We start from the raw sequence: 21636 nt of genomic DNA, 5'->3' as shown, positions 1-21636 counted from the left end.
GTGGTGGTGGTCACGCGCGGAGTTATGCCGGTTCTCCCTCCGCTGCGGCCTACTGCCCGTTAAAATCCCACAGCACCTTCCACTCTCCGTTCTCCTGAGCCACGAAGACGTGCTGCACAAATTCAAAATAGCCGTACTTTCCCCGGTACTTTTTCGTGGCGATCACTTTGTAGACATCAAGGGCAACGGCTTCTTCGTGCTTCTGCCAGTGGGTTACTTTTTTCGGGGACGAGAGCTCGTATTCAAACGTGTCTACGCCGAAGTGATTAATAAATACGTGGGAGCGGTCCTGAATGTAGGATTCACGGGTAAAGCGGCTCTGCATATCGGTATGAAACAGCTCCCATGAGGATGCGAATTTGCCTTCCTGCTCGAGGGAGTAAAACGTATCCACCGTACGTTCCGCCTGCCTTGACCCCGAGGTGAGGACCAGGTAGACAGAAAACGCCACGACTGTGAGCGTTACAAGTATCATCAGCACGAAACCGGCTGACGGTCCTCTTCTTCTGCGTTTTAACACCTGCTCCCCCTCCCTCTCCAAGGCCTGTCACGGTTGTCTCTCTGATTATCCTATTCGGGGAGGGGGTGGTGTATGATTCCAGAACGTCACCGCAGGCATGCAATCTCCCCATTTTTCCTGATAGTCGCATAGGATGCCAGGCTTCTAAAAATCTGGTCCCTGTGAAAGGGACGCTGAATCCTGGAAATACAACTAAAAGCTGAATCCATGAAATTAACAGCTAAATCACTGAAACTAATAGCTATATCTTTCAAAATTACAACTAAATAAATTAATTAACTACCAAATCCCCTCAAATAAAAGCTGAATCAATTCTTACAGCCCGGCAAAAAAGACCGGACCCTGCATCAGAGTCCGGTCATAAACATTACAAACTGCTATTCTTTCCTGCCGAATGCCTCAACCAGCGCATCAAACTTCAAATCAGTCGTACTTTCCACAAGGAAATCCGCCTCACTCAGATGCTCCTCAGAGCCGACTCCGACAGCAAACATGCCTGCTGCCTTGAGAGCCTGTATGCCTGCATGGGCATCCTCGATTCCAATGCAGTTTTCATATGGAACATCGAAGTGATCCGCTGCCACGGTGAACGTTTCCGGATCCGGCTTGCCCGCCTTCACTTTCCCTGCGTCCACGATGTAATCAAAATACGAATCCAGCTCCAGCAGGCTGATAATCGCCGGGGCATTTCTGCTGGCGGAGCCGATTGCTGTTGGGATGCCTGCTTTCCGGATCGCTTCAAGAAGCGGTATGATGCCCGGAAGAATATCGTCTGGCGTAATTCCCTGAATCAGTTTCTTGTAGTGCACGTTCTTCTGATCACACAGCCGGCCCTTTTCCTCCGTCGATAGGTCGGCTTTACCGTCTCCCAGCGCCAGAATCCGCTCCAGGGACTCTTCCCGGCTGACGCCTTTCAGCTGTTCGTTAAACTCACGGCCAAACTCGATACCGAGCTCTTTTCCGAGTGCCTGCCACGCTTCGAAGTGATATTCGGCAGTGTCTGTTATTACACCATCGAGATCAAAAATGAATGCTTTTACGTTGTTCCCCATCAAAATCACTCCTCCAATCCTGACGCTACAGCGTCACCTTTTCTCCCTGCTTCAGCTCAATCGGCTCACCTTTATGGGACACAGAAAGTCCGCCGCCTTCTACAACCGTGTAACTTGTCCGGTCCTGCTCCCCAAGTTCCACTTCCACCAGGCTGCCCTGGTACTGCATACGGAAAGTGAGACCGCTCCACTGTTCAGGCAGAGACGGGTTGAACACAAGGCCGTCCTCTTTTACCCGTACGCCAGCAAATCCGTAGACGATTGCAAGCCACGTGCCGCCCATGTTGGCCATGTGAAGTCCGTCCTTCGTATTCCCGTGTGTGTTGTCAAGATCAAGACGGGCGGTTTTGTTAAAGTAACGGTACGCTTTTTCCCCGTCGCCGAGCCTTGAGGCCATGATGCTGAACACACAGTAAGACAGGGATGAATCGTGAGTGGTCACTTTTTCGTAGTACTCGTACGAGCGGCGCACTGTTTCGAGATCCTGCTCATCCAGAAGGAAATGCGCAAGAATCGTATCCGCCTGCTTACAGACCTGGTAGCGGTAGAGAGTCAGCGGATGATAGTTGAGAAGCAGCGGAAACTTTTCCTTCGGCGTGTTATCAAGATCCCATACTTTCTTGTTTAAAAACGTATCATCCTGAGCGTGAATGCCGCGCTCTTCGTCGTACGGCAGATACATCTGCTCTGCTGCAAGCGCCCAGTCGTCCGTCTCGTCACCCGTAAGTCCAAGCTTTTCAGCGAGCTTACTGAGCGCTCCTTCGTCTTCCTCTTCAAGCTTCCGGTACGCCTTCACTGCCCACGCCAGGTTATGTTTGGCCATGGCATTCGTATAGTAGTTGTTGTTTACGATGCACGTATACTCGTCAGGTCCTGTCACATCATCGATGCGGAACTGCCCGTTCTGGAAGTGCCCTGTATCAAGCCAGAGGCGCGCTGTTTCAAACAGCACTTCCGCCCCGTAATCGCGGAGGAACGCCTCGTCCTTTGTGACCAGATAGTACTGAATAAAGCTGTAGGCAATGTCGGCACTGATATGATACTGTGCTGTTCCCGCCGGGAAAAAGGCCGAGCACTCGTTGCCTGTAATCGTCCGCCACGGGAAAAGTGCTCCTTTGTCATGTCCCACTTCCTTTGCACGCTCACGTGCGGCGTCAAGGAGGGAATACCTGTGCATGAGAAGGTTCTTTGCGAAATCCGGGTTGCTCATGAGGAATACAGGAAACATGTAGATCTCTGTATCCCAGAAATAGTGTCCTTCGTATCCCTCGCCTGAAAGCCCTTTGGCAGCAATGTTACTCACCGAGTCTTTACCCACAGACTGCAGGAGGTGAAATAGGTTGAAACGCAGGCCTTCCTGCAGATCATCGTCCCCTTTAATCTGAATGTCTGTCGTTTTCCAGAATGCGTCCATGTAGGCTTTCTGATCACCGGCAAGTTCACCGAACGATTTGGCCGCCACCTCGTCCAAGACGCGTGCACCTTCCTCTTCAACACGAGTTCCGTGTCTTAGTGTATCGGTATACACGTTCTTTTTCGTGAAATTGACAGCTTCCTTCAGTGGCAGCGTATACGTCTCCGTAATCTTCCCGCCTTCTTTCAGGACTTCTTTTTCTGCGTCCTGGAGGCTAACCTGCGTCTGCGCTGTACAGGCGACTTCAAGTTCCGACTCGAGCGTGCGGTCGATCACAGTGGTTTGCCCGTTTTCGTGTTCTGCTTTCAGTACCTCCAGCCGCTTAGCGTGCCCCGAAGCCACACGCGGGTCGTTTGGATCGGTAAAGTTGGATACGTCTCCGTTTATCGTACTCACAATACGCGCCTCGTTGATTTCCGAGAGAGGTTCGATCCGGATCTGCAGGGCAAACAGTTCTTTTACTGTAAAAGATACGAGACGGCGAAACGAAATTCGCACTTCTTTCCCCTCCGGTGAACGCCAGTGCACGAGACGCTCGGAGATCCCCCGGTCAAAGTGCAGCGTCTGTTCGTAATCGATAACTTCACCGTCAAAAAGGGAAAACTTCTCGCCGTCAAGGTAGATTTCCAAAGTCTGTCCGTCGATAACGTTAAGAAGCTTCTGCTGGGTATCGGGAAAACCGTGCAGTTTCTCACCGTATTCAATGCCCGTAATGTCGTGGAAAGCGTTCAGGTATGTGCCGCGGATGGAAGTCTGACCTTCCCCGTACCCCTCTTCAAAATTCCCTCTAACACCGATATAGCCGTTCCCGGTGGCAAACAGGCTTTCGTTTACAAGAAGATCATCCGTGTTCAGTTCTGTGCGTGTCAGTTTCCAGGTCAATGTGAGCACTCCTTTAAAATGTATTAAAGTTTTCGTGAAAAGCCTTTCAAATAAAAATGTATTTTCCCCTGTTGACTGAAAAGCCTTTCAACAATTCTTAAAAAACTTATTAAATCTCTGCGACCGACTCCCGTTCCACAATCTTGTGAGAAAGGTACGTCCGTTCGTCACCACTTACTTCCCCGTCCAGACGGTCTATCATTTTTTCCACTGCCGTACTGCCGATCTCATACATCGGCTGTGCAACGGTTGTCAGCTTCGGTGTGTACATACTCGCAAATTTCGTATTATCGTAGCCCATGACCGAAACATCCCCGGGTACTCGCATCCCCTTTTCGCGGAGATACGTAATCGCTCCTACGGCCATTTCATCACTTGCAGCAAATACTGCCGTGATGTCGGGTTTTCGCCCGTAAAGCCGCTTCATGGCTATGTAACCATCTTCAAACCGGTAATGGCCAAACTCCACCATACCGTCCGCCCGCGATCCCAGCTTTTCATTTACTGCTCTCTGAAATCCGTAGTACCGCGTGGCACCGGAGATAACATCGAATGTGGGACCACTGATCATGCCGATCTTTCTGTGACCTTTTTCAATGAGGTAAACGGCTGCATCGTAGGCTGCCTGTTCATCATCCACTTTTACAGAAGGCAGGTTGTACTCCAGGCTCTGTGTAGAGGCAAGGACCACCGGCAGCTGCAGTTCGGTAAATAAATCATTCAGTTCGCCTGTCACCGGTTCACTCATAAAGATGATTCCGTCCACCTGCTTCTCCTTCAGGACTCTCAGGTATTTCAGCATTCTCTCCCTGTTCATGTCGGTGTTGCAGAGAATCAGGCTGTGACCGTGCGAGTTAGCAGTATCCTCCATGCCTCTGATGACTTCCGCCACGTACCCGTTTGAGATATCCGGCAAAAGGACACCAAGAGACTGCGTCCTCTTGTAAACGAGGCCTCTTGCAAGAGCGTTTGGATGATAATTTTCCGCTTCAATAACTTTTAGTACCCGCTGACGCTTTTCTGCATGAACGCTTTCAGGATTGTTGAGCACTCTCGAAACCGTACTCATGGACACTTCCGCCATCCGTGCCACGTCTTTCATTGTGATTTTTCCCATCCTGTCCATTCCTTTCGCGCCTGTTTGAAAAGCCTTTCATAGACTCATAGTAATACATCAGGAAAGCGCATTCAAGTGTATAAATAAATAACACGGGATGTTTTTGCCGCGGCCGGCGCTCCGTTTAAAGGAGTTAGGCAGTTAATTAGAGGATTAAAGTTTTTGTTCAGGGAACTTATTTTGGGATTTAGCGGTCTGACCTGACCTCCTCTCTCCTCTCTCACTTCCTCCACACAAAAAACCGGGCCACGCGATTGGCCCGGTTTTCCACTATAGTTTCATCACCCTGTATTCACGAGCCCGGCAGCTACACCGCTGATCGTGAGCAGCACTTCAGTCAGATGATCCTCCGACTGCTCCTCCGAGGCACGCATTTTTTTAATGAGATCCACCTGCAGGAAGCTGAGGGGATCCACGTAAGGGTTACGGCGGTGCACCGATCCCTGGATGTTCGGCGTATGAGAGAGGAGATCGTCTCCTCCTGTAATGCGGAGCAGCACGTCCCGGGTACGGTGGAACTCATCGGTAATATCCCCGAAAATCCGCTCGCCGACAGCGCGATCCTCAATAAGATCCACATACTCTTTCGCCGTCTGCAGGTCGGCTTTCATAAGCGCCATCTGCAGATTGTTGACGGTCGCCTGGAAAAACGGCCATTTTTCGTACATTTCCTGAAGCAGCTTCAGGTTTTCTTCTCCTTTGTCCGCAAAAGCTGCCAGTCCGGTACCTGCAGCGTACCATGCCGGCAGGTTCTGACGGCACTGTGTCCAGGAGAATACCCATGGAATTGCACGGAGATCCTCGAACTTTTCGCTGCCTTTCCGGCTCGTCGGACGGGAGCCGATGTTGAGCTCCTTAATTTCCTTGAGCGGTGTCACCTGCTTGAAGTATGTCAGGAAGTCGTCATCACCGAACACGAGTCCCTGGTACTTTTTCAGGGAATGGCCGGAAATTTCCTCCATCGCTTCGTCCCACTCGTCTTTCACTTCATCCGGCTGCACTTTTGCCTGGGCGGAAGCTTCAAGAAGGGCCGATGCGGCCTGTTCGAGGTTACGGAACGCAATGTCCTTCAGCATGTACCGAGAGGACAGCACCTCACCCTGCTCAGTGATCTTCACGCCGTCGCCGAGCGTCTTGGCCGGCTGGGACAGGATGCTCCGGTTGAGCGGGCCGCCGCCACGGCCGAGGGAACCTCCGCGTCCGTGGAAAAACTTCAGTCCGATGTCGAACCGGCTCGCCATGTCGTGGATTTCCTGCTGGGCCTTGAACAGCTTCCAGTTGGCAGTCAGCGTGCCGCCGTCCTTACTGCCGTCCGAGTAACCGAGCATGATTTCCTGGTGGTTGCCACGTTCGTGAATGTGGGTGCGGTACACATCCATTTCAAACAGGGTCTTCATAATTTCAGGACCGGCGATCAGGTCGTTAACTGTTTCAAGAAGCGGAGCCACATGCAGCCCGCTTTCCACTTTTCCATTAGGGTGGAGACGGTAAATGCCTGCTTCCTTCGCCAGAACGAGCACCTCAAGGAGATCGCTGGAAGACTGGGTCATACTGACGAGATACACTTCGATGGAGCGTGGGCCGAACGTATCGTGCGCTTCTTTAATGAGCTGGAACACGCTGAAGATTTCCCGCGTCTCTTCAGAATAGTCTTCGTGTAGCAGCATAAGCGGGCGCGGATCCTTCAGCACACCCTCAAGCACTTTCAGCTTTTCATCTTCCGAAAGGCTTGCGTAGTCATTGGTAATGCCCACCATCTTCAGAATCTCAGCAACAGCTGTTTCGTGCTCGCCGCTGTGGTTCCGGATATCGAGCGTGGCAAGGTGGAAACCGAACAGCTCCACCTGGCGAATGAGTTTGTCGAGCTTTTTCAGCTTTTTACCCGGCTGGTTGTGCTGAAGAGCGCTGCGCTTGATCATATTCAGATCTCCCAGCAGCTCCTCTGCTGACTCGTAGCCGGCTTTTGACTTGTCCACGTTGCGGAGGCGCTTCAGCATAATGCCGAACTTGCGGCGGTAGTACTCTGTCTCAAGCTTCCACGTTTCTCCCCGTCGCATGTACAGCTTTTCTTCTTTCTCAACCGACTCGCGGAGCTCTTCTGTCACCGGCACGTACTTGGCAGACTGACTGAAGCGGCGCATCAGTTCGTTCAGGGATTCTTCGTACTTTTTCAGGGCAAGCCCCCGCTGGAGCTTGAGCGTTTCCCACGTCACATCAGGCGTTACATAAGGGTTGCCGTCCCGGTCCCCACCGATCCAGGATCCGAAATGAAGGAAGTTCGGCACCCGCCACGAATGTCCCGGGAAGTAGTCATCAAGCTGATCCTCCAGCTCCTGATGAACAGCCGGCAGCACGCTGAAGAGCGTTGTATCAAAGTAGTAAAGCCCATTTTTCACTTCATCAATAACAGTTGGTTTCACCTGACGGAGCTCGTCTGTCTGCCAGAGCGCTGTTACTTCGTTCACAAGCGATTCGTCGAGGCGGCGCCGCTCTTTTCGTGTCATAAGCGGGTTGTCCTGCTTCTGGATGATCGTTGAAATACGCTTCTGAATCTCAAGAATCGTCCGCTTCGTCGCTTCTGTCGGGTGAGCCGTCATGATGAGCTCGATGGACAGGTCATCGAGTACTTCCTGAATGACATCTTCCGAGTAATTACCGTCTTTGACAGCCTGCACAGCGCTCTCGATGGAGAACGGCTGAAGCACACCATCGTCCAGCTGATACTGGCGCGAGCGGCGGATCCGGTGGTTATGTTCGGCAATATTAATAAGATGGAAATAAGTAGAGAATGCCCGGATTACATGCTGTCGCTGTGGTGACTCCAGGCTTGAGATTTCCTGCTTCAGTTTTTCGTACGCTTCATCTGTGTAGTCTGCACGCAGTTCTTTGGCAGCTTCGCGAATGCGCTCGACCTTTTCGAAGAGCTCTTCTCCCCCGTGCTGTTTAAGCACATCGCCGAGAATCGCCCCAAGGCGTTTTACGTCATTTCTTAACTTTGTATGGTTATCTGTCGTCATCTCCTGCATCCAATCATCCTCTCTCGCTGTTTATTATTATGTCCCGTCCGGGTCTGCTGTATTGATTTTACCCCGGCAGCGGGGAATCATAACCGATCGGGCAGGGACAAATTCGATCCCGCAGGTCACCCTGCGTCCCTACCTCTGTAAAAAAAAGCGGTTATGCGTTTGAATTGTTCTTATTTTAACAGAAAGGCTTGTTCAGTGCTAATTATCTGACGACTCAGTGTCATAAAAGGCCATTAAACATAATTTCTAATTTTCTCCAATAAACTGCTTTATTATTTTCCGTTGCTTCTTCATACGTCTTCTTTCGGCAATTAATGTTGTATTTCCCGGGAAAGTGATACCTTTACTCTTTAATGTAAACGGTCATTTCGCTATAATCAGCTGCATGACCGCTGCGTTTTCACAAATTACGTATCCGACTGCAATGACGAATTAACGGATAAAGCTGTAGACAGGAGTTCGCGCACTTCCAGGTACTTAAATTTCCCCTCCATTTACGGAGGGGGTCATGACACATGATTACAACAGGCGTGACCTCGCTCTCTCCAGCTGTCTTTTTACTTCCTCCACAGCAGGGCCTCCCTGCAGACTTCGTACAGCAATAAAAAATTCCGGGTCGGTCATTTCAGAGTATTTCTTATCAGGAATTTTTATTTCCCTTCCTGTTTCCTCCGCTAACACCTGCTCCAGAGTCTCTTTTGCCCCGTTGTCAGACGGAACTATGCCACTGCTGTTAAGCCTCTTCACATATTCGGCAGTTATACCGTGCGCTTTTCTGAATGGAAAATTATAATCCCTTACAAGCCTGTCTGCGATTTCGGTTACTGTGGAAAAACCCCGTTCACAGCGCTCTTTCATCAGTTTTTTATTGAATGAACACCCTTTAATCACTTCAGTCAGTAATTCCACAGCCGTAGCGCCACCCGATATGCCCCTGTAAAGCCCTTCCTGGATATCATCTCCCACGTCCACCACGTCACCAAATGGCACGTTATGAAGTACGTCCATTGTCCCTTTGAGCTGGCCGATATGTTTACTGATCATTGCCCGCGTATGTTCCAGAGCAGATGGATTTCTTTTCTGGGGCATCACACTTGAGGTCTGCACAAGCTGAGCGCATAGATAAAGCGTCCCCACTTCATTACTCGCCATAAACATGAAGTCGTGTACTATCCTGGAAAGTGTCGTAAGCGATATAACAGCGGTACATGCGAATTCCAGCATATAATCGCCGGCACTGATGGCGTCGTATGTGTTTTCCATAACCCGGTCGAACCCAAGCGTATCGCACATAAACTGCCTGTCTATGGAAAAACCGGTACCACTGAGAGCCACCGCTCCCATGGGACATTCACTGATTCTGCTCTTCAGTGCTTCAGCCCGGTCACAGTCACGTTTCAGGTTTGCCTCTGCAGCGAGCAGATAATGAGCCAGCGTAGTCGGCTGAGCCTGCTGTCCGTGGGTATAAGCGGGCATGATCGTCTCCAGATGCTCTTCTGCAGCCGCTAAAATTACTTTCCGCAGACCAATCACTGCTTCGGTCCATTCCGTAAGACGCTCTCTCCAGAACATCCGGTACATCGTGGCATCCATATCGTTTCGACTGAAGGCAATATGAAGATTCCCCGCTTCCTTTTCCCCGAGCTTTTCCTTGAGATGATGTTCAATCATAAAGAACAGATCCTCGAACTGCTCATTATACTCTTTCGCAAATCCATGGCGCTGCAGGCTTTCAAGTTCCCGGATAAGCTTTTTTGCTTCACCGTCCCGAACCAGCTTTTGTTTCTCGAGCATTCTGATATGGGCCAGGCTGATAGCCAGAATATGCTTAAGAAAATGAGACTTCGTAAAGTTATATTGCGGTTTAAGGATATGACTGACGTAAAGCTTTGATCTCGACTGTTCCACCGTTTTCCCTCCGCATCCGCTGTTGTTAAAGGATATGTTCAGGCAGACGAAAGAGTGTTAAAAGAGCAGCAGGCATGCACCATAAATAAAAACCGGAAGGCAAACCCCTCCGGTCTTCATCTGAATATATACTGATTTTCTATTTACGTTACCCCTGCACCTCAACGGTTTTCGAACCGGACGCTTTCTCTTTTCGTCCACGGATAAACTGTGACGTAAAGAGTACGGTTACGATTCCGATTCCGATCAGATCCGAAATCCAGTGGTGGTTGATGAGAACGAGTGCTGCAATAAGTGCCGACCAGCGCTCAAACCAGTAGTACTTCAATACAAACCAGCCCTGGATTACCGAGGCAAAAGCGATGATTCCCACGAGAGCTGTAAAGATGTTAACTCCGACCACCCACCATGATGCATCGGTTAGAAGCAGAATGATCGGGTTGGTGGCAAAGGCAAATGGAAGAAGAAGCGCCCCCGAATCGTACTTAAAGCCCTGTACACCTGTCCTCACCGGTTCGGCATTGGCAATTCCCGCCGTAGCGTACGCCGGCAGGTTGATCGGCGGCGTGTCATCGGCAAGGACCCCGTAATAAAGCACAAACAGGTGAGCTGCCAGAATCGGCACACCGAGATCCACAAGTGCCGGTGCCACCATCGCCGCAAGAATGACGTACGTTGCCGTCGTGGGAAGACCGAGCCCGAGAATCAGACAGGCAATAACCGTCAGAATCAGGGCAAAGTACAGCTGGGTATTCTCAAACGTAAGAAACGCCGGAATGATGTCTGCCAGTGTACCTGAAAACGAGATAATCATGTTCGACAGCTTCAGTGACAACCCTGTCAGGTTAACGACCCCGATCAGGATTCCCGCCGTGGCCGTCGCAACGATCACCGAAAGGGAGTTACGGGCAGCAAGCTCGAGCCCGCGGACGAGCTGGGGCATACCGTATTTCACCGGTGCCGACTCGATCTTAAGCCCCTTCTGCCCGACTGCAAACAGACCTGCAATCACCAGACTGATCACCACAAGGACCGGTATTTCATCGCGCCACTGAATATCGCGCGGTGTGAACTGATTTAAAAACACGATAATGTACTGAAGACTGAAGGCAAACGCCATCAGAATCCCGGCATACACAAGACTCCGCCCGAGACGCTCCTTAAATCTGTGGGCAAAGAACGCCATTACGAGAATAACAACAATCGCAAAGAACGCCGCATTCGGCACCGTAAAACGCTGTACGAGGAAATAAATGAGCACAAAGATCGGCAGGATCAGATATCCCTGCTGCAGGAGCAGGCGCCTCGCAGAGACAAGCTCGCTTTTTTTCAGGCCGCTGATATTGTACTTCGACGCTTCAAAGTGCACCATTAGTAAGATTGCAATGTAACTCAAGATTGCCGGAATGAGTGCGCTTCGGATAATCTCCACGTAGGCAATTCCCGTATACTCGATCATAAGAAAGGCGGCGGCCCCCATAATCGGCGGCAGAAACTGTCCGCTCGAGGAAGCGGCTACTTCGATCCCGCCTGCTGTATGCGGACGGAAGCCGACACGCTTCATGAGCGGAATCGTGAACGTTCCTGTCGTTACGGCATTTGCAGTCGAACTTCCCGAGATGCTGCCGAGCATCCCGCTGGAAACGACCGCTGCCTTGGCAGGCCCGCCCTTGAACCGGCCAAACGCTCGGAGGGCGAGATCGATAAACATTTTCCCTGCACCGGTTGATTCCAGAATCGCACCGAACAGGATAAAGATAAATACATATGTCGCCGATACGCTCAGAGGCGTACCGAAAATTCCGGCAGTTGTGTACCCCATCTCATAGAAGAATCGTTCAAAGTCGGTCCGTGTGTGCCTGAGAATTCCAGGCATGTATTCTCCCAGGAAGTAATAGGCAATAAAACACGCTGCAATAATAACGAGTGGTTTACCTACCACCCGGCGCGTCGCTTCAAGTACGAGGGCGATGAGCGCCACACTGATAAAAATATCAAACGTCTCAGGCCGGGCACTCAATATCGCCTGGGACTGCTGATTCTGAATGATATAAATACCCACAAACAGAACAAGCCCGCTTAACAGGAGATCGTACCAGGGTACCTTCGTCTGGCCGAGCCCTTTTTTTACCGGGTACAGAATAAAGACGAGGGTGAGTCCCATCATCAGGTGAAAAAGCAGATGAGTCCGTGTTCCTACCTGAAGCCCAAAACCGGCTGTATAAAAATGATAGATAGACAGAATAAGGGCGAGAACCGTGAACAGAAGCGCCCAGAACCCTTTTAACATACGGTCACTGGCCTGAAGCTCAAGAGCCCGGGATTTCTCTGCCGGATCCTTAACCGCCTCACGGTTGTCCGGCGTTTTGTTGTTATCCATAATGAGTGAAGCTCCTTTCCAGGGTGTACCCTCCTTCAGGGACGGGTAAAAAGCCAGGTGATCCGCTCGAAAGCGGACAACCGGGATACATGTATTCTGATGTGAGTGCGCTTAAACGGCGGGTCGGAAAGCACCAGTTCCTCATCGCCGTAATGAAACGTATGTAGGTGTAAATGAGAAGGAAGCATTCGCAGCTCCTCAAGTGGACTGTAAAGATCCTTCAGAATGTACCAGCCATCCACGATCTCAGCAGTTCCCCTGTCTTCATAGGGCAGTCCTGCCCCAAAAGAGCGGGTCCAGCTCTCCATGGCGTACAGCTGGCCATCCGAAGCAAGCTTGTACTTTTCCATGACCTTCGATTTTTCCACAGAATGAATATATTCATGGTGAAACCATACTTCAGGCTCAATCGGCGCCTGCCACAGCACCTTGTTCGACTCTACTTTTTCAATTTCCAGCACCTGTTCCGGGCTGATTGCATATAAAAACGCTGCAGCACCCGATGCCGTAACAGCCACGAGAAGCAGGGAAGTCAGTAATCTTTTCATAACTAATTTTGCAAAAGGGCACTGCTTTGCAGCAATGCCCTTTCACTCAGTGTTTTACTGTTCATCAAAGTAACGTTCTGCCCCCGGATGAAGGTCGATGGACATTCCGTCCTGAGCCGATTCGATTGTAATATCAGCACCACGGGCGTGCGTACCTTCAATTACATCGAGGTTTTCAAAGATCGCACGCGTCATCTCATAAACCTGATCTTCCGGCAGGTCATTGCTTGCAATCAGCATCGCCTGAACAGCTACTGTAGTCGCATCTTCTGTACCGTAAGTATCACCGTCAACCGTGAATTCTGTGTAATACGGGTACTCGGAAGTAAGATCGTCGATGGCATCCTGGTTGATGCTTACAATTACGATATCGCGGTTGGCCTGAAGGGACTCAATCGCACCAGTAGGTGTACCTGCAGTAATGAACGCTGCATCCAGGTTTCCGTCCTGAAGACCACCGGCTGCGTCACCGAATGCCATGTATTCAGGGTTGATGTCGTCGTACGTGATACCGTGAGATTCAAGGATCTGGCTGGCATTTGCTTCAGTACCGGAACCCTGGTCCCCGACAGCTACACGCTTGCCTTCGAGATCATCAACGGTTTCAATACCGCTGTCCTCCAGCGCAACGATCTGAACAACTTCCGGGTAAAGTGTGGCAATACCGGAGAACCCGTCCAGATTTTCATCAAACATAATCATACCTTCCTGGGCAAAGTAAGCGATATCATTCTGAACAAGAGCAAGCTCTCCCATACCGTCCTGAATATCGTTCACGTTTACAACCGAGGCACCTGTGGATACTCCGCTTGCAGCCACATCGTCCACGTTGTCACTGATAATCTGTGCCATAGCACCGCCGAGCGGGAAGTAGACACCCTGCTCACCGCCTGTAAGTACGGTTACGTCAGATGCCCAGTCTGCTGCTGTTTCCTCATCGCCGTCTCCGTTGTCGTCCCCTGTTTCTTCTGTCTGGTCGTCATCGCCTTCTGCGTCCCCGCCGGTTTCATCGGCTTCCCCGCAGGCAGCAATCACAAGCATCATGGCAAGAAGCATGACTGAAAACGAATATTTCTTCATGTGTGTGTCCCCCTATAAAAAGTAGTAAATGCCTATAACAACAGACGGCTTTACCGCCTATCATCCCGGATTTGCAACTCGTATTCTGCAAAAAGGAGCAGAATAACGCTGTCGATTTGTTTAAATTATATCTATTTTCTGATTTTTACACAACTGTTAAGGTACGTATTTTTGAAACTTTAGGAATATTATCCTGCTTATTTCACTGATTCAGATGCGGCTTTTCTCACACCAGCATTAAGCGGGAGAGGAAGATCCGCCATGGTCAAAAGTCCTGAAAACCTGCCTGCACCGATTCTCTTTGCGGTATTAATCGCCATCGCTGCCGTGGCTGTATCACCAAAAATCCCGTCTGGAATCACCATCTCAAGACCTTCATTTCCACCAACCTGGACTCTGTCCTCCTGCTCTGCACCGGCTGCCATGGTCAGTTCCAGCGTGATCTTTCTTCCGTCAGCCGCCTCCCCATTAACCACCTGGTACTGTCCGCACACAAGGCCAGGTTCCACTGTTCCGGAGGTGAGTTCCAGCTGTCTCTCGGCAACGACAGGGCTGATCGTGTTTGTTACTTTTTTCAGTTCCAGGCCGAGGCCGTATGCGATTAAACGGGCGGATTCCTCAAGCCCCACGTGACCGATGGCATCTCTCTCTGCCAGTAATTCGAACTCTTCTACCGTCATCCCGCATCCTGTTTTTTTCTGGAGAGGGATTCTGCGCCGGGAGACATCGACTTTTCGCACTGCCCGGATATCCCCGAACGTATTCGTTACTGCAGTCAGACAGAGTGTCATCGTATCCATGACAAACCCGGGATTTACTCCCGTGCCAATCACAGCAGCTCCCTTTTCCCTGGCGTAAGCGTCTATTTCCCCTGCGAGCTCAGGGTGACGGTGCCACGGATAGGACAGCTCCTCACAGGTGGACACGACCGAACACCCGCAGTCGAGAAGCTCCTTGATCTGAGGCCAGACTGCACTCAGGTCCGACCCGGTACAGTGTATGGCAACAGCTCCCTTGAGCTGCTTTTTATCAAGTGAGCTTAGATCAGCCGTTACCTTGGTTCCAACAGGGGAAATCCCTGCAAGCACACCGGCATCTTTATCAGTAAATTCAGGATTAATGTCCACTGCACCAACAAGTGAAAGGCCGTGAACATCCACCGCTTTTCTGACAATTTCCAGACCAATCGGACCGAGACCAAACTGAAGAACGTTTAAACGATTCATACAACCAGCTCCTTTTTCTGTTCTGTATCGACCGTACCACCTGGAAGCGGGAATTAGAAATACCGGACCGTTATATATTCATAACCAGAGGTTATGAATACCTTCCTGCAACCGCTGTCACGAACAGGCCTTTTTCCACTGTCGGTGTCCGGCGCAGGTTTTTATAATAGAGAGTAATAGAAAAATGAACCAGATTTTCTTTAAAAAGGAGGTATACATATGAACCTGCAGTCCCTACGCTACTTTCTCGAAGTGGCCCGCTGCCTTAACTTCAGCAGGGCAGCGGAAAATCTTCATATCTCCCAGCCCGGACTCAGTCAGCAGATCCATGCACTAGAAGAGCAGCTCAGCTTCAGGCTTTTAACTCGGACGACCAGAAGTGTAAAACTGACAAAGGAAGGAGAATTTCTTTATAAAAGGCTTCTGCCATCATTCGAGACGATCGAGCAGACGCTGAACGATATCCGCGAACACGGGACAATCCCCCAGAAAAAGATTTCGATTGCTGCCGTTCCATCCGCTGCCGGCAACTGGATCCCGTCCCTCGTTCCCAGGCTGAGAACAGAGTTTGGAGATGTGGCATTTAACATTCAGGAGACCTCGTCGGCAGGGGTGATTGCCTCTGTTCAGAAGCGCGAAGCGGACCTCGGGCTGTTCCGTACTGATGCCAGCCTCCACCATACAGTGAAGCATCCTCTCGAAGCGGTTGAACTGACCCGCCACCCTGTCCGTCTGGCGGTCTCTGTCTCCCATCCCCTTGCGGCCAGGGACAGTATCGACCTGAGTGAAGTCAGTAATGAGACGTTCCTTCATTACGACCCTGATACATCTTCCTCCCTCCATGCTGTCCTCGAGGATGCGTGTAAGACAGCAGGATTCGTACCAAAAACGATGGGCACAGGCCCTGAGCTCCTGACGATGGCCAACCTTATAGCCGGAGGGATTGGCATCACTCTCATGCCTACCGATATGATTGCCCTCCTGCCTGGAGAGAAAATAAAAGGCCTGCGTATTGAAAACCAGGAGCTGTTCAGCTCTGTTTCTGCAGTGTGGAACACCTCCACCTTTATTCCCCCCGTTACCCGCTACGCTCTGGAACTGCTGAAAGAGTCGGTGTATCAGGAGGCATGAGAAGAGAAAGGTTATTGATCACCCGGTAAAGCGAAGACCGATGCGGCAATGTCCGCACCGGTCTTTTCTGTTATCTGTTACCGCCGCGGTTTCCCGGACGGGTAATGCCGATTGCTGCACCGTCGCGGCGCTCATCGGCTACACCGTAAAAATGGCCTGCGTCATAGTCAATCTGAAGTGCCTGTACGTTACCAACGAGGTTCGGGCTCGACTGGAGGCGGTGACCGAGTTCAGTCATCTGATCGCGCACGTCAGCCGGCACTCCTTCCTCCCACCACGTCTGTGTAGTGTGAGTGTTGTAAATTCTCGGCTCGGCTACCGCTTCTTCAAGATCCATACCATATTCGGCAAGGTTGATGAATACCTGAAGCACGGCGGTAATGATCCGCGGTCCGCCAGGGGAACCAAGAGTAGCAACAGGTTTACCGTCATCATCAAGAATCATTGTCGGTGTCATGGAGCTTAGCGGCCGCTTATTCGGCTCAACCTGATTCGCTCCACCTGGTACGGCATCGAAGTCGGTAAGTTCGTTATTCAGAAGGAGACCGTATCCGTCCACCATGATACCGGATCCGAATACCTGCTCGATGGTACTCGTGTAGGAAACGACATTACCCCAGCGGTCCGCAACGGTAAAGTGAGTCGTTTCACCCGGGCTGCTGTCCACATCATGGGCCCCGGCTTCCACTTCATAGTCTGCATCCCCGTTTTCATAAGCCCACGGGTCGCCTGGTTCAATGTCTTGCATTACAGAATCAAGTGAAATAAGCGAACGGCGCTCGGCAATATAGTCGTCATTCAATAGACCGTTCACAGGAACATCCACAAACTCAGGGTCACCTGCATACGCTGCCCGGTCCGCGTAAGCAAGTCTCATTGTTTCAGAGAGAAGGTGGTACTTTTCAAATGAACGAACGTCGTACTGGCCGAGATCAAAGTCTTCGAGAATTTTCAGCATCTGAATGAGGAATGTCCCACCAGAGCTCGGCGGCGGCATGCTGGCAATGGAGAAATCCTTGTAGTCGCCGTACACCGGTTCGTCGATCGTCAATTGATAGTTTGCAAGGTCATCAGCTGTCATGCTTCCACCAAATTCCTGAACGGTTTCAGCAATGGCTTCGGCAATCTCTCCGTTATAGAATGCATCCGCGCCGTGAGCCCGGATCGTTTTCAGTGTATCTGCAAGGTCGGACTGCACGAGCCAGTCTCCTTCCTGGACAGGTTCACCGTCCGGCAGGAACACATCCGCAGCAGGAGTGAGTGAGAGTTTTTCCTCGTTGCTCTCGATCGCCTGAGCGAGCTGGGTGTCCACTTCAAACCCTTTCTGGGCAAGCTGGACTGCCGGCGTAATCAGCTGCTGGCGGGGACGGGATCCCCAGCGGTCAAGCGCTTCCTCGAGTCCTTTCAGCGTACCAGGAACACCTACGGCATTACCATGCCGGACCCTCTGCTGGAACGGAATAGGGCTTCCGTTTTCATCGAGGAACATGTCCGGTGTCGCTCCGGCAGGCGCTCTCTCCCGGCTGTTCACGATGGTCACATCATCTTCATCCGCATCGTACACCATCATGAATCCGCCGCCGCCGATTCCGGACATCATCGGCTCTACAACGTTGAGCGCATACTGAATTGCCACTGCTGCGTCAACGGCATTACCGCCGCGCTCCAGTATATCGGCCCCAACCTGTGAGGCAATCGGGTGAGAGGTGGACACCATACCGTCCGTACCTTCCGCTACATTGCTGATGTCACTTTCGTAATTTCTTGCTTCTGCGTGAAAAGGTGTCGCAAAAAGCAGTGCTGCCGCCGTAATGGCGGTAACAGACTTCGTCAGTAGTTTATGTGCTTTCATCACAATCAGCCTCCTATGATATAGAATCACTGTCGGTTCAGCTCAGACCTGCTCTTTTTCCCTCCTTTTATGCAGAATAGTCTGACTAATTATGATGTTATCATTTGGAGACACGAAACATTTATACAGATCGATTATAGTTTTATAAGTTTAAATTATATGGAAGACGTTTGAACCAGATTTATTCAGTTGGAAACTAAAATAGTTTTACTTTAACAAGGCCTATTCTCCCACCCCTGAACGACACACCGGAAAAACAGGAAAATGGAAACAGGATCTATGACACATCCTGCGGCTGGCCTTCGACACCCTTTTATAATGAAAGCCGGGGAATTAATCAACCTGGTGTATCATTTCCCGGGAAAATGTCATATTTCCGGAACGAACAATGTGCTTACGCTCTCTTACAGCTTCGCTTCACGTCGTCCGTTCGCTTTACGCGGCGGTCCAGGGAGCCTCCTCTGGCTATCGCCATGCGGAGTCTCCCCTTGGCCCCGTCTGCCGTCGTAAAGCTTCGCATATATAAATGATATTTTTCCACAAAAAGTGGAGTTTATAGTTTCATTAAACGAAGAAAAAAGGACTGTGCAGAATCTGCACAGCCCATTGAGTTGGTACAATTGATTATCTTTTTCCAGGAGGATCAAACGGAGGTCCCGGAGTTGAACCTGGAGGACCAGGTGGATCAAACGGTGGTCCCGGTGGATCAAATGGCGGGCCTGGTGGGCCAGGCGGTCCCGTGATTGGATCAGTGGATTCCACCATGGCACTTCCTCCGCCGCGGCGTACCGGTTCCGCAGCAGGTCTCACTTTCCCGTCTTCAAGGAACTCAATGGCTGTCACAGCCCCGATTCCCTGCGTTGCGTTGACCGCACTGAAGCGGTGCCCCATGCTTTCAAGTGCCTCGAGTGTGGCCCTGAACTCTTCATTTTCATCATAGAAAATCCCTTCATACTCGGCAAGGCCGTTAAAATTGTTCCGCTGATTCATACGCGGCTCGGCAATTGCTTCATTAACAGGCATCCCGAATTCCAGGTTGTTGAGCATGACCTGGAGCACTGTCGTAAGAATCGTATCGCTTCCCGGTGCACCAAGAGTGAGAACAGGATCACCGTCTTTCATAACAAGTGTCGGCGACATACTGCTCATGGACCGCATTCCTGGTCTCGGGTAATTCGGGTGATTCTCAGGCTGTACAGGAATACGGCCAAACAGAGCGTTGTTGAGAAGGAAGCCGCGATCAGGAACCACCATACCGTTACCGCCAATCGAAACGATCGTGGAAGTGTAACTTACGACGTTTCCGTCCCGGTCACTTACTGAAAGGTGGATCGTGGACTCATCTGCTCCCATTTCTTCTTCATCCATAAGAAGCTCTTCTTTTTCCAACTCCATCAGGGCTTCTTTTTCAAAGTGAATCACTTCAGCATCTTCTTCAGCTTGTGACATGGAGGGAGAAGATACCGGAACACCCGCTGTGCCCGCTTCATCGCTGTCCGTCACTTCACCAAGGTCTTCCACTTCCACGGAATCGAGGTTGAACGTCACGCCGTTCAGCTGGGTAAAGTTGATGGCGCTGAGGAGAAAACGCCCCCGCGGATCGGCAATCTGGTCATTTTCCGCCAGCGTGTGGTCGAGCATCCACTCATCCGGCTCCTCTTCATCTGCGTTCCACAAGCTTGCTTTCAGCACGTTCCCTTCGACGCGGAAGCGCAGATCCCTCCAATCCGTATCCATGTCCAGATCCACCCGGTCGAGGGTGCGGAGACTGCTGTCGACCGAAGTATAGAGAAGAAGCTCGTTCGTATTAAGGTTCACTTCCACACCGTAGCCGTTTACCGGCAGAGAGGAACCTGAACGCCAAACGTCAGCCTGCAGCCAGAAACGGAGACGCTGATTCTGTCCCACATTGTCTGTTTTAAACCGGGTCGTTAGTTCGGCATTTTCAATCGCGTCCATCGTAGCAGTGGCTCTCCCATAGGCACTTCCCCGATCCGGATGGCGCGCGTTCACAAGAATCTGCCCGGTTTTATCCTGAATCGTAATTTCCGAATCAAACGGGCTGCTTGTCGGTCCTGTATCAAGCCGGTGGAATTTGCCGAGTGCCCAGAGATCGCCGTCTTCTCCTTCAAAATCGTAATGGAGTGCCGGTCCGTCAGAAGGCGGCTCCTCCGGCCAGCGGTCCGGATCCTCTTCATACGGCCATGGATTCCCCGGTGCAACCTGACCGATGTCTGCCAGGTTGTCGTCGATTTCCCAGCGCCGCTCCTCGGCATAACCTTCAGATGTAAGACCGGTTACCGGAATGTCAGAAAAAGCCGGATCGCCGATATACTCCCTGCGGTCCGCAAAAGACAGGCGCGTCGCTTCAAGATAGTAATGAAGCGCCTGTTCCCGGGTCATATCGGAGAGGGCATAATGTTCAAGCATATTCAGCGTCTGTGCGATCGTCGCCCCGCCGCTTGAGGACGGCGGCGCACCGTAAACATCGTAATCACGATACGTGGTATGAACCGGCTCGGAGACGAGCGCCTCATAATTCGCCAGGTCATCGATCGTCATCTCACCTGGCAGGACACCGAATTCCTCGTCCCAAAGGGAGCTTACTGCGGAATAGTCCGGATCATCCACTACAGGAGGATTGTTAACCGTATCAACGATATCTTCGGCAATCGCACCTTCATAGAAAATACTGCTGCCGTGTTCACCGATCAGACGGTACGTTTCAGCCAGGTCCGGGTTCGTAAGCACGTCCCCCGGTTCCGGCAGGTTACCGTCTTCATCAAAGTACAGGTCCCTGGTTGGCTCAAACAAAGCAAACCGATCGGCGTTCTGGGTAAGTTCCCTGACAAAGTTGCTGTCAGCCTGGAAACCTTCCTCTGCAATCTGGCGGGCAGGCTCAAGCACTTCCGCCATCGTCATTGTGCCGTAGTTTTCAAGGGCTTCCTCCCACGCTTTCACAGCTCCCGGAACCGAAGTTACCATCCCATTCGAAGTTCGTACTGCCTGAGGATACACGAGTCCCGTTTCAGGATTAATCAGTACGTCTGGTCCAAACGCCTGTGTCGCCTGGGAACGGTTATCGATCGATATGTACTCGTCCTCTTCGGCAAGATACACAAGCATCATGCCGCCTCCCCCGATCCCACCTGAAAATGGCCGGGTTACACCCTGGGCAGCTGCACCTGCAATCGCTGCGTCAACGGCATTACCACCCTGTTCAAGGATATACATCGCCGCCGCTGAAGCCTGGGGATCTTCTGTCGCCGCAGCGCCTCCGTAGCCTGTGACCGAATCTTCCTGATCCTTCATGAAATCAGCATAACCGCTTCCGGGAAAAGCAAGTGTCCCGAAAACCATCACACCGGCAAGAACCGAAGATAACAGCCGTTTCTGTCGAATCTTCATCACTCCACCCCTTCATTTAGCAGAATATTAGCAATATTTAAACCTTATCACAGATATTTCGAGGGTGGAAATAACTATAGGTAATAACGCTA

Annotated in this window: 13 protein-coding genes; 1 reads left to right on the top strand and 12 read right to left on the bottom strand. The window is 51.2% G+C overall.

Annotated elements, in window-relative coordinates; all coding sequences use genetic code 11:
- Window positions 1-49 precede the first annotated feature (49 nt).
- The 10 genes from FGB90_RS09040 to FGB90_RS08995 all read right to left on the bottom strand — a co-directional run bounded on the left by FGB90_RS09040 (window position 50) and on the right by FGB90_RS08995 (window position 15153).
- Window positions 50-520, bottom strand: coding sequence for a hypothetical protein (locus FGB90_RS09040; RefSeq protein ID WP_138810496.1), 471 nt, complete (start codon window positions 518-520; stop codon window positions 50-52).
- A gap of 377 nt (window positions 521-897) precedes the next feature.
- The gene (gene pgmB, locus FGB90_RS09035; RefSeq protein WP_138810495.1) at window positions 898-1572 is read right to left on the bottom strand and encodes a beta-phosphoglucomutase; all 675 of its coding nucleotides are present in this window, start codon (window positions 1570-1572) and stop codon (window positions 898-900) included.
- A 25-nt stretch (window positions 1573-1597) separates the two neighbouring features.
- Complete coding sequence (locus FGB90_RS09030; RefSeq protein WP_138810494.1) at window positions 1598-3868, bottom strand: glycoside hydrolase family 65 protein; 2271 nt, start codon at window positions 3866-3868, stop codon at window positions 1598-1600.
- Between the two features lie 109 nt (window positions 3869-3977).
- Window positions 3978-4985: a LacI family DNA-binding transcriptional regulator gene (locus tag FGB90_RS09025; protein ID WP_138810493.1), complete on the bottom strand. Its 1008-nt coding sequence runs from the start codon at window positions 4983-4985 to the stop codon at window positions 3978-3980.
- A 281-nt stretch (window positions 4986-5266) separates the two neighbouring features.
- The gene (gene ppc / locus FGB90_RS09020) at window positions 5267-8011 is read right to left on the bottom strand and encodes a phosphoenolpyruvate carboxylase (RefSeq protein ID WP_138810492.1); all 2745 of its coding nucleotides are present in this window, start codon (window positions 8009-8011) and stop codon (window positions 5267-5269) included.
- A gap of 519 nt (window positions 8012-8530) precedes the next feature.
- Window positions 8531-9919 (bottom strand): argininosuccinate lyase, encoded by a 1389-nt coding sequence (gene argH, locus FGB90_RS09015; RefSeq protein ID WP_138810491.1) that lies wholly within the window; start codon window positions 9917-9919, stop codon window positions 8531-8533.
- Window positions 9920-10067: 148 nt separating this feature from the next.
- Window positions 10068-12299, bottom strand: coding sequence for a TRAP transporter permease (locus FGB90_RS09010; RefSeq protein WP_138810490.1), 2232 nt, complete (start codon window positions 12297-12299; stop codon window positions 10068-10070).
- A 35-nt stretch (window positions 12300-12334) separates the two neighbouring features.
- On the bottom strand, window positions 12335-12847 hold the full coding sequence (locus FGB90_RS09005; protein WP_138810489.1) for a DUF1850 domain-containing protein: 513 nt from the start codon (window positions 12845-12847) through the stop codon (window positions 12335-12337).
- A gap of 54 nt (window positions 12848-12901) precedes the next feature.
- The gene (locus FGB90_RS09000; protein WP_138810488.1) at window positions 12902-13927 is read right to left on the bottom strand and encodes a TAXI family TRAP transporter solute-binding subunit; all 1026 of its coding nucleotides are present in this window, start codon (window positions 13925-13927) and stop codon (window positions 12902-12904) included.
- A gap of 197 nt (window positions 13928-14124) precedes the next feature.
- Window positions 14125-15153, bottom strand: a complete 1029-nt coding sequence (locus FGB90_RS08995; RefSeq protein WP_138810487.1) for an NAD(P)H-dependent amine dehydrogenase family protein — start codon at window positions 15151-15153, stop codon at window positions 14125-14127.
- Window positions 15154-15372: 219 nt separating this feature from the next.
- On the opposite strand from FGB90_RS08995, the gene FGB90_RS08990 reads away from it, so the two are divergent.
- On the top strand, window positions 15373-16284 hold the full coding sequence (locus tag FGB90_RS08990; protein WP_138810486.1) for a LysR family transcriptional regulator: 912 nt from the start codon (window positions 15373-15375) through the stop codon (window positions 16282-16284).
- A gap of 70 nt (window positions 16285-16354) precedes the next feature.
- Here FGB90_RS08990 and ggt read toward each other — a convergent pair whose 3' ends face one another.
- Window positions 16355-18136, bottom strand: a complete 1782-nt coding sequence (ggt, locus tag FGB90_RS08985; protein ID WP_138810485.1) for a gamma-glutamyltransferase — start codon at window positions 18134-18136, stop codon at window positions 16355-16357.
- A 624-nt stretch (window positions 18137-18760) separates the two neighbouring features.
- Window positions 18761-21544 carry a gamma-glutamyltransferase gene (locus tag FGB90_RS08980; RefSeq protein WP_138810484.1) on the bottom strand — a complete coding sequence of 928 codons (2784 nt, stop codon included), beginning with the start codon at window positions 21542-21544 and terminating at the stop codon, window positions 18761-18763.
- Between the last annotated feature and the right edge of the window lie 92 nt (window positions 21545-21636).

The sequence above is a fragment of the Alteribacter natronophilus genome, from assembly GCF_006007885.1.
GTDB classification, from domain to species: domain Bacteria; phylum Bacillota; class Bacilli; order Bacillales; family Salisediminibacteriaceae; genus Alteribacter; species Alteribacter natronophilus.
The sequence above is the reverse complement of the archived record's forward strand: the minus strand, read 5'-3'. Positions and strand labels throughout refer to the sequence as shown.

Coding starts and splice junctions, on each gene's coding strand:
- FGB90_RS09000 (WP_138810488.1), bottom strand. CDS start 13,927: ATGAAGAAATATTCGTTTTCAGTCATGCTTCTTGCCATGATGCTTGTG.
- ppc (WP_138810492.1), bottom strand. CDS start 8,011: ATGCAGGAGATGACGACAGATAACCATACAAAGTTAAGAAATGACGTA.
- FGB90_RS09010 (WP_138810490.1), bottom strand. CDS start 12,299: ATGGATAACAACAAAACGCCGGACAACCGTGAGGCGGTTAAGGATCCG.
- FGB90_RS08990 (WP_138810486.1), top strand. CDS start 15,373: ATGAACCTGCAGTCCCTACGCTACTTTCTCGAAGTGGCCCGCTGCCTT.
- FGB90_RS09005 (WP_138810489.1), bottom strand. CDS start 12,847: ATGAAAAGATTACTGACTTCCCTGCTTCTCGTGGCTGTTACGGCATCG.
- FGB90_RS08995 (WP_138810487.1), bottom strand. CDS start 15,153: ATGAATCGTTTAAACGTTCTTCAGTTTGGTCTCGGTCCGATTGGTCTG.
- FGB90_RS08980 (WP_138810484.1), bottom strand. CDS start 21,544: ATGAAGATTCGACAGAAACGGCTGTTATCTTCGGTTCTTGCCGGTGTG.
- ggt (WP_138810485.1), bottom strand. CDS start 18,136: ATGAAAGCACATAAACTACTGACGAAGTCTGTTACCGCCATTACGGCG.
- pgmB (WP_138810495.1), bottom strand. CDS start 1,572: ATGGGGAACAACGTAAAAGCATTCATTTTTGATCTCGATGGTGTAATA.
- FGB90_RS09025 (WP_138810493.1), bottom strand. CDS start 4,985: ATGGGAAAAATCACAATGAAAGACGTGGCACGGATGGCGGAAGTGTCC.